Source organism: Wenjunlia vitaminophila DSM 41686 (assembly GCF_000380165.1).
Classification (GTDB): domain Bacteria; phylum Actinomycetota; class Actinomycetes; order Streptomycetales; family Streptomycetaceae; genus Wenjunlia; species Wenjunlia vitaminophila.
Window position 1 is genome coordinate 1 of sequence record NZ_KB904674.1, and the last position, 13892, is coordinate 13892.

Genomic DNA, 13892 nt, shown 5'->3' on the forward strand with positions numbered 1-13892 from the left:
GTCTGGCGCGGGCTGTGGTGGGGGCGGCTGGAGCGGTCGAGCATCCCGGCCGGGCCCAGTTGCCGGTAGCGGCCCGCCCACCGGGCGGCGGTGGTGTGGCTGACCTGGAAGCGTTCCGCGGCCCGCCGCAACGGCCAGCCTTCATCCACGACGCACCGGGCCAGGCGAAGCCGTCCGGTCGGAGTCAGCGGGGCGTTACGGTGGGACACGAGGGCCTCCTGCGGTCGGTGCAGATNTCGCAATCCACACCGAACCCAGAAGGCCCTCACCCGTTCAAGCACCCAGCACGCGTGTCACCAACGTCCCGGGACAGTACACCTAGGGCCGACGACGCCGCCGGGGGCAGGACGCGGCCTCCCCCTCGGCCGTCGCCATGGGCGGGGAAACGGCCGAGGGGGAGGAGCAGTGTGACGGTGAGCCGACCGGTCAGAACTCCGGCTCGCCGTTGTACCGCGGCTTGTGCAGGTGCCCCGGGGTGAGCGGGCTCATCGCCGTCACGTCACGCGGCACGATCTGGAAGCCCTGCCAGTGCACCGGCATCGGCGTCTGGTCCTCGTCCCGGGCGATGTGGTGGAAGCCCACGTTCACCCAGACCACCGGGTTGGTGAGCTGCTCGCCGTTGACGAAGTGCTTGACCGTGTCCTTGCAGGAGCGGTCGAACATCGAGTTCTCGCTGGCGTACTTCTCACACGCCCGGTACTGGGTGAAGTACACGTCGTGCTTGGTCCACGGGTGCGGCTGGTACTTGTCGGTGTGCTGCTGCACCAGCTCCCAGGAGCGGCGGTGGCCGTCGCTGTTCTTGCCGTTCTTGCTGACCAGGCGCCACCAGCGGCTGTTCGCCGCGTCGCCGGCGAGTTCCTTGGTGATGGGCTTCCGGGTGGTCTTCAGGATCGGCACGCCGTCCCTGCTGGTCCCGGTCTGCTTGGTGTCGTACTGCTCCACGCCGGGGCTGCCCGTGCCGTCGTGGAACTTCAGCCGCCAGAAGATGTTGTGGTGGTGGCTGGTGGCCTTCGCCGCGGAGCCACGGCCGATCGGCCACCCGGTGCCGTCGGCGGCGTCGTAGTCCCCCGGCGACAGGTTGCCGGTGGCGCCGGCCTTGGCGGTGATGGTGCCGTCGTCGGAGAAGTTCCACTGGGTGATGTACTGGTAGTAGCCGACCGCGTTGAGGGTGTAGATGACCAGGTCCTGGCCCTGGGCGCTGTCCACCTTCGGCGGGTCCTCGCCGACGTCACCGCTGTCCCCGTGGTATGCGAAGCCCCGGGGCTGGGTGGTGATGCACAATCCCTTGACCGGCTGTCCGTACACCCGCACGGACTTGATGACGCCGCCCGGGCAGTCCTTGGGCTGCAACGGCAGCAGCCCGCTGCCGAACTCCATGGCGGTGAGGTCGTTGTACTCCACCGAGCCGCTGTCGTACGGGACGTTGATCTGCGCGAGGCGGGCGCTGGAGAGCACCGGTATGGGGTTGGCCTCGTACTTGGGCTGGTAGGAGACGCCGGTGAGGACCAGCCCCGCGGTGGAGTGGTTGTTCCAGCACATCCGCCAGGTGGTACCGCCGGGCAGCTTCTTGCTGATGGCCGAGCCGGTGCTGCACCGGGCGGCGGTCGGGCCGGCCTGCGGGGCCGCCTTCGCCGCCTGGGCCTGCCCCCCGGCGAGGGCCACGGGGACGAACAGGGACGCCGTCGCCGCGGACATGGCGAGGCGTCGGGAGGTCATGCGCATGGGGAAGACTCCGAGGTGAGGGAGTGCCGACGTTGGCCGCCGGACGTCAACGGACGCGGAACGCGACACGGTCGCTCAGGTCGACGACGAGGTACCGGGTGTCGATCCAGGGCCCGCCCCTGACCCGGGTGAACAGGGTCATGCAGCGGTGTTCGCCGCACTGGGCGGCCTGCCCCGTGGCGCCGGCGGGGGCGCGGTACATCATGCCCCGCACGGTCAGTTGGTCCGCGTCGGTGAGCTGGCGGTCGGTGGCGGCACGGTAGTCCTGCCGCAGTCCGGCCCCGGCGGGACTCCGGAGCAGCACCGCCGCGGCCTCCGCGGCCTCCTGCCGGGTGGGTGGCGGCTGGGCGCCGGAGGTCCTCGCCGACGACGTGACCTCGCCCGTGCTCAGGTCCACCGTCTTGCGGACCAGGGTGTCGTCGCCGTAGTCGTAGTAGGAGACCTCGGCGCGGCGGTCCGCCGTGGAGGAGCCGAACCCACCGTCCGGGTCCTCGAGCAGCTCCACCCGGAGGTACTGCGGAGCCCCGGTCCTGCCCCGCACGTCCTCACTCGTGCTGCGTGCGGCACGGTCCTGGCCCAGCGCCAGGGCCCGCGCCCGTTCCTCCTCGTCCGGAGTGAGCTGATCGGTGCCGACGCCCCGCTTCGCGGGCGGGTCCACCGGAGCGACCGTGCCCGGCGCGTCACTGTTCCCCGTCCCCCCCGAGGGGTCCGCCGAGGACCCCGGTGGCGCGCTCCGCGCCCGGTCGCCGTCGTCCCCGGAGGCGTTCAACGGGACGGTGATGGCCACCATCGCCGCGGTCCCCGCCACCGCCACCCCCAGGCCGCACAGGACCCGACGCAGCGTGACGCCCCGCACCCGGCGGGACGCCCACGTTCCGGTGCCCGGGCGCGAGCGGGTCCCCTCCGCCGCGCCCGGTGCCTCGGACGTGTCCTCCCCCTGTTCCTTCACGTGGATCTCTTCTCCTCCCGTGCGCGCGGTGTGCGCGCGGCTTCGTGCAGGTGTCGTCCGCCGGGGCCGCACACGTCCTTCCGGCGCGGTTCCAGGCGAACACCCGAACGGAGTCAAGCCGCCGTGCAGTTGTTCGGCACCCCCTGCCACCATGGGAAACAATTCCGTGCGGGTGGGAGGGCGTCGGGGGACGGCCACGGGCACGGTGGGCGGCGAAACGACAGGGGGTACGGAGTGGGACGTCGGGAGACGCCGCTGGACCCGGACGCGGGCCCCGTGCAGCGGTTCGCGTTCGAACTGCGCGCACTGCGGCGGCAGGCGGGGGGAATCACCTACCGGGCCATGGCGGCCACCGCCGGGTACTCCGTCACCACGCTGTCCCGGGCGGCGGCCGGCGAGCAACTCCCCTCACTCGCTGTGACGTTGGCGTACGTGCGGGCGTGCGGCGGCGACCCGGGGGAGTGGGAGGAACGGTGGCGACTCGCCGAGCAGCAGGACGCTGCCGGCCGCGCCGCCGAGGACGACGCGGGGACCGCCCCCTACCCGGGCCTGTCCCGGTTCGACGTGGCCGACCGCGAGCGGTTCTTCGGGCGCGGCCAGCTCGTCGCCGAGCTGGTCGAGCTGGTCGCGGCAGGCCGGTTCACCGCGGTGTTCGGCCCGTCCGGCAGCGGCAAGTCCTCACTGCTGCGGGCCGGTCTGATCCCCGCGCTGCGGGACGGGGAGGGGACAGGGCCGCCCCCGTCCGTCATCCGGGTGTGCACGCCGGGCGAACGCCCGGCCAGCACCCACGCCGAACTCCTCGTACCCCGGGACACCGACGGCGACACCTGTGTGATCGTGGACCAGTTCGAGGAGGTCTTCACGCTCTGCCAGGACGCCGCGGAACGCAACCGGTTCGTCGAGCGGCTGCTCGCCGCCAGGGAACCCGGGGGCCGACTGAGGGTGGTCGTCGCGGTGCGCGCCGACTTCTACGGGCGCTGCGCCGAGCACCCCGGCCTCGCCGCCGCCCTGCGCGAACAGAACCTGCTGGTCGGTCCGATGAGCCCGGCCGAGCTCCGCGACGCCATCGTCAAACCGGCCATGGCGGGTGGCTACACCGTGGAACGCGCCCTGACCACCCGGCTGGTGAGGGAGGTCGCCGACGAACCGGGCGGGCTGCCCCTGATGTCCCACGTGCTGCTCGAGACCTGGCGGCGCCGCCGGGGCCGCACGCTCACCGAGGAGGCCTACGAGCGCGCCGGGGGACTCCACGGCGCCATCGCCAAGACCGCGGAGGACGTCTACGCCCGGTTCGGCCCCGACCAGGCGGCCCTCGCCCGTGCCCTGCTGCTGAGGTTGATCGCCCCCGGGGACGGCGCCCAGGACACCCGCAGGGCCGTGGACCGCGCCGAACTGGCCGCCGGCCCGCTCGGGGACCCCACGGTGGTGCTGGCGCACCTGGTCGAGGCCCGCCTGCTCACCGTTGACGAGGGGACGGTGAACCTCGCCCACGAGGCGCTGATCACCGCCTGGCCCCGGCTGCGCGGCTGGCTCGAGGAGAGCCGGGAGCGGCTGCGGGTGCACCGCAGGCTCACCGAGGCGGCGAGGACCTGGGAGGAGCTCGGCCGGGACCCCGGCGCCCTGTACCGCGGGTCCCGGCTGGTCACCGCCGAGGGCACGTTCCCCTCCGCCGAGCAGCGGGCCCACCTCACCGACCTCGAACGGAGCTTCCTCACCGCCAGCACCACGGCCCGCGAGGAGGAGCGGCGCGCCGCCGCCCGGACCACCCGACGCCTGCGCACCCTCCTCAGCGTCCTGTCGGTGCTGGTGGTCCTCGCACTGGTCGCCGGGACGGTCGCCTGGCGGCAGAACCAGACCAGCGAACGGCAGCGCACCGAGGCCGCCGCCCGCCGGATCGCCGCCGTCGCGGACAGCCTGCGCTCGTCGGACCCCGGCAGGGCGCTGCGGCTCAGCGTGGCCGCCTGGAGACTGGGCCACACCCCGGAGACCCGGTCGGCGTTGATGGGCGCGCTGACCCAACCCCAGCAGCCCGCGTTCCGTCCCCCGACCGGACGCGACACCCAGATGTTCCTCACCGCCGGCGGGCGGACCCTGCTGACCGTGTCCGCGCGCGAGGTCGCGGAGTGGGACACCAGGACCCACCGCCGGATCGCCACCCACCCCGGCCTCGGCGCGCAGGTCGACATCGGGCCGCTGGACGTCACCCGGGACGGTCGCACCATCGCGCTGTTCACCGGCCCGGAGGGGCGGATACGGCTGTGGGACGTGCGCCGGGGGCGGTACCGCGCCGGTGCCTTCGGACCGCCGCTGGCCGAGGCGGACGGCGGCGGCTCCCTCCAGGGACTGGTCCGCGGGGGCCGGTTCGTGGTCTCGGGCGACGACGAACAGGTCCAGGTCTGGGACGTGCGGCGGCAGCGGAGGGTCTTCACCACCGGGACCCGCGGCGGCGACCTGCCGCTCGCCCTGGTCACCGGCGCCGACGGCCGGCACCTGGCCGTCTGCGCCGCCGACGACAAGCTCGAACTCTGGGACACCCGCAGCGGCACCCGGGTCTCCGACGCCTGGCCGGCCCAGGCCCGCTGCGCCGGTGGGGAGCTCATGGAGTTCAGCCCGGACGGGCGCACCCTCGCGGTGGCCGACGCCAACGGAGTCCGCCGCTGGCAGGTGCCCTCCGGCCGGGCGCTGCCCGCGCTCGACCAGGACGCCCCCGACACCCTGGTGTTCAGCGACGACGGGCGGTTCCTGGCGACGGCGGGGTCCGGCGAGATCCTGCTGTGGAGGCTGGACCGGCCCGAGGCCCCGGTGTTCCGGCACCCCCTGGTCAACGACTTCGCCGACGCCCTGGAGCTCGACGTCGCCGGCCGGGCCATCCGCTACCTGGGTGCCGGGCGGGCCACGGGTCAGGCCGTGCGGACCCTTGACCTCGGTCGGGCCGTGGACCCCTCGTGGCGTTCCCAGGCGATCAGCCGGGCCCTGTTCAGCGCGGACGGCCGGGTGCTCGCGACCTCCTGGCGGGACGGGCGCACCCAGCGCTTCGCGCTGCGCGAGGGGGACAGCGGGCGGGTCACCCGGAGCCTGCCGCCGATCACCTTCCCCCGGGGCGTCCACCACGAGGGGTCCCTCGAGCTGATGTCGCTCAGCGCCGACGGCGGGCTCCTCGCGCACGGCACGGGTGCCGTGTTCGACCCGCGGTTCCCGGACCGGGTACGGATCACCGACGTCCGCACGGGGCGCCTGGTCCGCGAGGTGACGCCACGCCAGCCGGACGCGGGGCTCACCGGCGCGCTGCTCAGCCCCGACGGCTCCAGGCTGCTGACCTCCGGTGACCCCGACGGGATCGTCGTGGTGGACGTCCACCGGGGGACCACGCGGACCGTGCGCCACCCCGGGAGCGGGTACGAGTACCAGGAGGAGGGGGAACTGGCGGCGCTCGGTGCCGACAGCCGGCTGCTGCTCACCACCTCAGGCACCCTGCTCCGCCTCCCCTCGGGGGCGGCGGTCCGCACCGCCCTGGGGGCGTGTGAGTGCCGGTTCGCCTTCAGCCCGGACGGCCGGTACCTGGCGGTGGCCGAGCCCTGGGGCCGGGTCACCCTCTGGGACAGCACCCTCCAGCACCTGCTCGGGGTGCTCCCGGGCACCGGTCGGGGCGAGCGCGAGGAGGTGTCCGCGCTGGTGTTCTCGCACGACGGGGGCACCCTGGCGGTGGGCGGTGCGCACGGCCTGGTGCAGTTGTGGGACGTCCCTTCCCGGCTCAGGCTGGGGTCGGTGCAGCCGACACCCGGCGACCGGGTCCTGGCGCTCGCCTTCTCCCCGGACGGCGGCACGCTCTACGCGTCCGGCGAGCACGTGCCCTGGCAGGCCTACCCCATCGACCCGGAACGCGCGGTCGCCACCGCCTGCCGACGGGCCGGGGGCGGTCTGTCCCGGGCGGACTGGAAGACCTACCTGCCGGAGGTGCCCTACCGCGAGACCTGCTGAGTGCCCGTCCCGGTCCCGGGCTGGGAACCTCCCCCGACGTGGTGACGACCGCCCGGCCCGGGGGCCGGGGGACGCGACCGGCGCCGAACGCCGTCGGTCCGGTGGGGAACGGGCTCAGCCCGGTGTGGTGACGTAGGTGAAGGACCGGGTGGTGTCGCTGCCGCCGACGCTGACGAGGGAGAGGGGAACGGTCCCCGTGCCCCCGGGGGAGTACGCGATCAGGGTGGAGTCGTCAACGAGCTGGTAGGCGGCGGAGTCCGTGCCGTAGAGGACGTCGGTGACGTCGCTGAGGTTGGTCCCGACGATGGTGGAGGCGGTGCCTCCGTAGTCCGGCCCGGACGTGGGGTCCATGCTGGTGACGGTGGGGGCGGCGACGAAGCGGAAGCTCAGCCCGTTGGTGCTGCCGCCCTTGGTGGTGACGTTGACGGGGAGGGTGGCCGGGGTCGTCAGGGTCGGCGCGACGACGTTGACCTTGGTGTCGTTCACCACGGTGAAGGAGGCCGCGGGAACGGTGCCGAAGTGCACGGCGGTGGTGGTGTACAGGTTGGCGCCGTTGATGGTGAGTGCGGCACCCGTGAGCGGCCCCGACGTCGTGCTGAGACTCGTCGTGCTCGGCGGCAGGATGTAGTAGTACCAGACCGGGTCGGTGTTCCCGAACGGCGTGTTGACGACGACCTGCGCGGCGCCGCTGTTCGCCGGCGCGCTCGCTGTGATCTGGGTGTCGGTGTCGATGGTGAACGACGCGGATTTGGTTCCGAAAAGCACACCCGTTGCGTTGGTGAATCCTCCCGAGCCGGTGATGACGACGGGGTTGCCGCCGGATGTCGGGCCCTGGTTGGGATTGATGGTGACCACGTCTTCGCTCCTTGCTGTGGTCGGCTCCGAGTCGCAAGTTCGCGAACCGGGCAGGTGACCACTCAATGCGATTGGAACAGCAGAACGTGGTGCCGAGGAGAGCGCACGGGAATTCCACAGGGGCACGAAGATGTGAATAGGACTGTATGAATCGCTGCCCGGCGCGTCCGTCAGCCCGGTCGTGCCCCCGGTCGGTCCGGTGAAGTGCAGTGTGTGGGGAACCCTCTTCCGCAGCGGATCGGAATTGTCCCGTCGCCGCGCATTTTCTGGAAACACCGTAGAGCGCAGTCTCCGGGAGGACACGATGGTCCCGATCGCCGCCCCCAACTCCGGTGTCCTGGCGTCCACACCGCCGCACCTGCTCCTTCCGCACACCATCGCGGTCGGCCCCGCACCGGTCGGCATCGTGGTGACTCCCGACGGCGCGACCGGGTACGTGGCCGACTCCGGCGGCGCGGAGATCACCGTCGTCAGCACCGCGACCGACACCGTCAGCGGCACCGTACCGGTGGGCTCCGGCCCCCGGGACCTGGCGATCTCCCCCAACGGTGCCCGCCTCTACGCGACCCGGCCCGCCGCGGGTGTGGTGAGCGTGATCAGCACCGCGTCGAACACGGTGACGGCGAGCATCGCCGGTTTCACCGCTCCCCGGGGTCTGGCTGTCTCCCCGGACGGCTCGAGCCTGTACGTGGCGGACTCCGGCACCAACGCGGTGAAGGTCGCCAGCACCGCCACCAACGCCATCACGGGAACGGTCAACGTCGCGGGCTCCCCGGACACCGTCGTCGTCGCGCCCAACGGCGCCGTTGTGTACGCGTCGGTGCCCGCCGCGGGTGTGGTGAGCGTGATCAGCACCGCGTCGAACACGGTGACGGCGAGCATCACCGGTTTCACCGCTCCCCGGGGTCTGGCTGTCTCCCCGGACGGCTCGAGCCTGTACGTGGCGGACTCCGGCACCGACGCGGTGAAGGTCGCCAGCACCGCCACCAACGCCATCACCGGCACCGTCGCCCCGGCGGCGAGTCCGGAGTCGCTCGCCTTCTCGCCCGACGGCACCCTGCTGTACGCCACGAGTCCCGGTCGCGGCCTGGTGACCGTCACCAACCCCGTCACGGCCACCGTGGTCACCACGCTCACCGGACTCGGCTCCCCGCAGCGGGTGGCCTCGACGCCGGACAGCCACCGGCTCTACGTCACCAACGGCGGCGGCAGCGGCGTGACGGTCCTGAGGCGGCCCGCGAGCATCACCCCCCACCAGGGCAGCCGCGGCGGCGGAGCCACCGTGACCATCACCGGTCAGGGCTTCACCGGAACGACCGCGGTGCGCTTCGGGGCGTCACCCGCCGCGTTCACCGTCGTGGACGACGACCACCTCACCGTGGTCACCCCGTCCAACATCCTCAGCAACGCGCCGGTCAACGTCACGTCCCCCGGGGGCACCGCGACCGTCGGCTTCTTCTACTACCGTCGTCTGCCCCTCCTCGAGCAGCTCTCGGTGACCAGCGGGCCGGTCAGCGGCGGCACCCCGATCACTGTCACCGGGCGCAGGTTCATCGGCGTCAAGGGGTTCTGGTTCGGGAGGACGCTGCGGACCCCCACGGTGTTGTCGGACACCGCGATGACCGTCGTCGCCCCGCCGTCGTCCGTCGTCGGCAACGTCCCCGTCCACACCGCCAACCAGGGAGGCGTCTCCAACACCCTCGGGTTCACCTACCTCAGCAGCCTGACGATCACCAGCATCAGTCCCACCTCCGGCCCCCGCACCGGAAGCCGCCCCGTCAACATCAACGGCACCGGCTTCACGCCCGTGACCGGCGTGACCGTGGGGGGCGCCGCGGCCCTGGCGTTCAAGGTCACGTCCGACGTCAAGATCCAGGTCATCACCCCGCCCGGCCCGCCCGGGCCCGCGGCCGTCGTCGTCACGACGGGCGACGGCCGCACCGCCACCTCCCCCGTCCCCTACACCTACACCTGACCCCCGCGGCCGACGTGCTCCGCGGGATCCCGACCTTCTTCCCTGCCGGACCGGTGGCCGGACCACCCGGACCTACCCCGCGGTGACCTCAGCCGCCGAGGCGTAGGAGCCGCCGCTGGCCGAGAGCGCCTCCAGGCGCACGTAACGGGCGTCCACCGGTGGGAAGGTGACGCTCTTCAGCCGTGCGTCCACGGTCCAGGTCCCGCTGGCGACCTCGGTGAAGGTCCGGCCGTCGGTGCTGGTGTACACGGTGTAGTCGCGGATGGTCCCGTTGAGGTTGCCGTCGAACCTCGGCTGGTAGGTGAGCGTGCTGACCTGCCGGGTCTCCCTGAGGTTCAGGGTGATCGACTGGGGCAGTGGGGTCGGCGGCGAGTACTCCGAGTGCCAGAAGGTGTTGATGTCCCCGTCGGTCGCGTGGGTGGGCGGGAACCCGGAGTGGTAGCTGGTCGCCGTCACCGGTGCCTCGTCGCACGCCTGAGGCAGGGACACCGTCAGCCTGGTCTCGAGGTCCCCGATGGTGACGGCGACCTCGTGGGTTCCGGCGGGCGTGTCCTGCGGGGCGGACACCCGCAGGGGCAACGTCCTCGCCTCGCCGGCGGGCACCGACAACTCACCGCTCTCCGGGGTGACCGAAAGGGCCGCCGGGGCGACCACCCGCACCTGGTCGGTGACGTCCTCCCCGGTGGTGTTGACCACCCGGGCGAGCGCGGCGGCGTGGCGGGTCCCCAGCTCACAGTGGTCCAGGGCGATCCGTGACGGGACGACGGCCCGCCGCACCGGCTCTCCCACGCCGACCACGGCCCAGCCGAACGGCGCGTCGGCGTAGTACCCGGCACGGCACTCCGGCGACGCCGAACTCGACCGGCCCGAGTCGAAGGCGTCCTTGCACACCGTGGAGTCGGGCAGGTCCCGGGCGTAGGAGGTGTCCAACCCGGCGTCGATCACGGCGCCACGGGCGAAGACGTAACCGCTGTGCCTCACCGTCTCCGCGCCCGACCGGTCGAACAGCGCGTCGTCGTAGCCGTGGGTGGTGGTCAGCGCGGTCCAGAAGGGCTGCGGCGCGCAGTCCACGGCCTGGTAGGCGGCCTGCTCGACGCAGCGGCTCGCCCGGTGGTCCCCGCCGAGGACGGGCACCGCGTCCCCGTCGTCCACCGACGCGGCCAGTTGCGACAGGTGGGCGTGGAGCTCCTCCACCGCCGGCAGCGGGTCCCCCGCGGCGTGCGCGCTGACCACGGGGAGCCGCAGGTCGGTGCCCCGTTCGGCGACGACGGCCGACACCTGGTCCTCGCCCTGCACCCGCACGAACGCCGCGTCCCGCACCACCCGCATCGTCGAGGTGTTCAGCACGATCGCCGACTCGCGGACCGCACCGTCGGACAGGAACGCCGAGCGCCCCGGCGCCGCCAGCACCTGGTACTGGTCACCCGTGGTCGCCTCGAGCCGCTGGGCCACCCGCTGCGCCCCGGGGCCGAGCACCTCGGTCAACAGCAGCACGTCCGGCGCCTGGGGGGTGCTCGCGGTCAGTCGGCGCACGAAGGTGTCCAGGTCGCGGGTGTCCCGGGCGTCGGCGCCGCGGATCGCGTCCTGGAGGTTCGCCGACACCACCAGGGCGCCAGCGCGGCCGTCCTCGGCGGTGTCCCGGTCCGCGGCGGCCGGTTCGGCCCGGTGGCCGGCGGCCAGGTTGACGCCGCCGATGACCAGGGCCGCGGTGACCAACGGCGTGAGCAGGTAGGGGAGCCGGGGGCGGCGTCCGGTGTGGTTCTCAGGCATCGTGCAGTCCCGTCCTGCCGGCTTCGATGACGAACGACCTGCGCAGGGAGGTGGTGCCGCCCGGCACCGTCACCCTGTCCACCACGAGGTAGTCGGTGGTCCACTCGGTGGGCGTCACGCGGCAGCGCAGGTAGCCGCGTTGGTTGTTGAAGAACTTCAGGTGGGGGTTGGCGGCCAGCCACTCCCGGCCGCCCTCCGTCATGTCGGACCCGTCCCTGCCCGAGGTGACGGAGGTGCCGACGAACTCGGAGGCGACCACGGGGGAGTCCGGGTCCTGGAAGTCCACCCGCAGGTCGGAGGCGAGGTTGACGTGCGCGTCGCCGGTCATCACCACCGGGTTGGCCACCCGGCGCTCGGTGATCCCGGTCAACAGCCGGCTCCTGGCCGCCGCGTAGCCGTCCCAGGTGTCCGGGTTGAGCTGCTGTAGCCCCGGGTCGGTCAGCCGGTCGAGCTGGAACATCTGCACCTGGTTGGCGAGCACGTTCCAGGTGGCCCGGGACCTCCCCAGACCGTCCAGCAGCCAACGCTCCTGCGCCGCCCCCAGCATGGTCCTGGCGGGGTCGTCCCGGGCACCGATGTCCAACGGGCTGCGGAACTGCCGCTCGTCGAGGACGAACACGGTGGCCAGCGAGCCGAAGTCCAACCGCCGGTACAGCGCCATGTCGTAGGCGCGCGGCAGCGACGACCGGCGCAGGGGCATGTGCTCGTAGAACGCCCGCAGCGCGGCGGCCCGTCGGCGCAGGAAGTTCTCCCGAGTGGCACGCGTGGGTTCGGTGGTGCCGGCCCAGTTGTCCTGCACGTCGTGGTCGTCCACCACCGCCACGAACGGCGCGCTGGCCCGCGCGGCGATCAGGTCCGGGTCGGAGCCCACCAGGGAGTGGCGGAGCCGGTACTGCGGCAGCGTCAACGTCTCCGAGCGGTGGGCCGCGGAGAGCGGTACCCCGCGGACGCCGCCGGTGGCGTTGATGCCGCCCTCGTAGATGTAGTCCCCGAGGTGGACCACCGCGTCAAGACCCTGCTGGGCCAGGTGGCGGTAGGCGGTGTAGAAGCCGACCTCCCACTGCTGGCAGGAGACGAAGCCCAGGTTGACCGGGGTGGCCGAGTGCGGGGGCGGCGTCGTCCTGGTCCGGCCGACGTCACTGAGCTCCCCGGCCGCCGAGAACCGGTACCAGTAGTCGCGGCCCGGCCGCAGCCCGTCCACCTCCACGTGCACCGAGTGCGCCCAGTCCGGACTGGCCGTCACCTCGCCGCGACGGACCACCCGGCGCATCGCGCTGTCCTCCGCGACCTCCCACCGCACCTGGACCGGCTTGCGGGGCATCCCGCCGAACCCGTCGTCAGCCAGTGGTTCCGGCGCGAGCCGGGTCCACAGCAGCACGCTGTCGGGCCGGGGGTCCCCGGAGGCCACGCCGAGCCGGAAGGGGTAGTCGGGGAGCCCGGAGGCGGAGCGCGCCTCCGCGACGGACAGGTGGCCGAGGGCCATCAGCCCCGCGCCGCCACCGCTCAGCACCAACAGTTGACGGCGAGACAGCGAACTGCTCGCCCGTGGGACATGCATGAGCCCTCCGATGGCCGATCCGTGGTGAGACCGCCCAAAGGCTCCGCCAGCACGGGAAAACCGGTCAAGCGTTGTCTCGATAAATTATTAATAACTCTGGGTGGATTCCAGGGGTCGCGCCGGGTCCGGCCCACGGGTCGTCCCACTGCCAGGACCGGCCTGCGGACCCCCGCGTGGCCCCCGCGATGATGTCCCCATGACTGACTCGTTTCCCGCTTCCCGGTGGACGGCAGAGGCCACCGACCTGTTCCTGCGCACCCTCGACGGCCTCGGCGACACCGACCTCGACCTACCCACGTCCCTGCCCGGCTGGACCCGCCGTCACCTGGTGGCCCACGTCGCCCTCAACGCCGAGGCGCTGGGGCGGCTGCTGACCTGGGCGCGCACCGGAAAGCGCACCCCGATGTACGACTCGGTCGAGCAGCGGAACGGCGACATCGAGGCCGGCGCCCTGCGCGACCCCGGTGACCTGCGCGCCTGGGTGCGCGGCTCCGCCGACGAGCTCGCCGCGTCCTGGGCCAGCCTCCCCGAGCCCGCCTGGCAGGCCCAGGTGGTCACCGCGCAGGGCCGCCCCGTCCCGGCCAGCGAGACCATCTGGATGCGCGCCCGCGAGGTCACCATCCACTCCATCGACCTCGACGCCGGGGTGACCTTCGCGGACCTGCCCGACGGCTTCTGCCCCGCGCTCATCGACGACATCGTGGCCCGCCGCTCCGCACAGGGTGACGGTCCCGCACTCGACCTGACCGCCACCGACCTGCCCTCCTCGCACTGGACCGTCCCGGGGCACGGCGGCCCGTCCAAGGTGGCGCTGCCGGTGGACGACCTCGCCGCGTGGCTCACCGGCCGGCACACCGCACCGGGGCTGCCGGACCTGCCCCCGTGGCTGTGACGGCTGGCGGTTCTTCCCCCGGCAGGCGCCGGCTCCCGCCCCCCCGGCAGGGAGCCGGCGCCTGACTCGGGGCCGGGCGGGACCCAACGACCGGCGGACGGGACGGGACTGGAGCCGCTGTGGAAGCCCACCGGATCGCGGCGCGAACGAAACGTCGACGGCTTGTACCGCTGTGTAGCGGCGGCTAGCGTCG

Annotated in this window: 9 protein-coding genes; 3 read left to right on the plus strand and 6 right to left on the minus strand. The window is 73.0% G+C overall.

The features are described 5' to 3' along the window. The 3 genes from A3IG_RS32640 to A3IG_RS0115525 form a co-directional block, all read right to left on the minus strand. Nucleotides 1–209, minus strand: a 209-nt coding sequence (locus A3IG_RS32640) for a leucine zipper domain-containing protein (protein ID WP_158676913.1), incomplete at its 3' end; no start/stop codon positions are given. Between the two features lie 217 nt (nt 210–426). Further along, nucleotides 427–1722 carry a copper amine oxidase gene (locus A3IG_RS0115520; protein WP_018384493.1) on the minus strand — a complete coding sequence of 432 codons (1296 nt, stop codon included), beginning with the start codon at nt 1720–1722 and terminating at the stop codon, nt 427–429. Nucleotides 1723–1768: 46 nt separating this feature from the next. Continuing rightward, the gene (locus A3IG_RS0115525; RefSeq protein ID WP_018384494.1) at nt 1769–2671 is read right to left on the minus strand and encodes a hypothetical protein; all 903 of its coding nucleotides are present in this window, start codon (nt 2669–2671) and stop codon (nt 1769–1771) included. Between the two features lie 234 nt (nt 2672–2905). On the opposite strand from A3IG_RS0115525, the gene A3IG_RS0115530 reads away from it, so the two are divergent. Next, on the plus strand, nt 2906–6649 hold the full coding sequence (locus tag A3IG_RS0115530; RefSeq protein WP_018384495.1) for an nSTAND1 domain-containing NTPase: 3744 nt from the start codon (nt 2906–2908) through the stop codon (nt 6647–6649). 114 nt (nt 6650–6763) lie between these two features. Here the strand turns inward: A3IG_RS0115530 and A3IG_RS0115535 are convergent, their stop codons facing one another. Next, nucleotides 6764–7504, minus strand: coding sequence for an IPT/TIG domain-containing protein (locus A3IG_RS0115535; RefSeq protein WP_018384496.1), 741 nt, complete (start codon nt 7502–7504; stop codon nt 6764–6766). A 304-nt stretch (nt 7505–7808) separates the two neighbouring features. On the opposite strand from A3IG_RS0115535, the gene A3IG_RS29905 reads away from it, so the two are divergent. Continuing rightward, nucleotides 7809–9479, plus strand: coding sequence for an IPT/TIG domain-containing protein (locus A3IG_RS29905; RefSeq protein WP_018384497.1), 1671 nt, complete (start codon nt 7809–7811; stop codon nt 9477–9479). 72 nt (nt 9480–9551) lie between these two features. Here the strand turns inward: A3IG_RS29905 and A3IG_RS29910 are convergent, their stop codons facing one another. Both A3IG_RS29910 and A3IG_RS0115550 read right to left on the minus strand, forming a co-directional pair. Beyond that, nucleotides 9552–11249 carry a discoidin domain-containing protein gene (locus tag A3IG_RS29910; protein ID WP_018384498.1) on the minus strand — a complete coding sequence of 566 codons (1698 nt, stop codon included), beginning with the start codon at nt 11247–11249 and terminating at the stop codon, nt 9552–9554. Beyond that, complete coding sequence (locus A3IG_RS0115550) at nt 11242–12807, minus strand: alkaline phosphatase D family protein (RefSeq protein ID WP_040911594.1); 1566 nt, start codon at nt 12805–12807, stop codon at nt 11242–11244. The genes A3IG_RS29910 and A3IG_RS0115550 overlap by 8 nt, the downstream gene beginning before the upstream one ends. Nucleotides 12808–13003: 196 nt before the next feature. On the opposite strand from A3IG_RS0115550, the gene A3IG_RS0115555 reads away from it, so the two are divergent. Further along, complete coding sequence (locus tag A3IG_RS0115555) at nt 13004–13699, plus strand: maleylpyruvate isomerase family mycothiol-dependent enzyme (protein ID WP_018384500.1); 696 nt, start codon at nt 13004–13006, stop codon at nt 13697–13699. Nucleotides 13700–13892 lie beyond the last annotated feature (193 nt).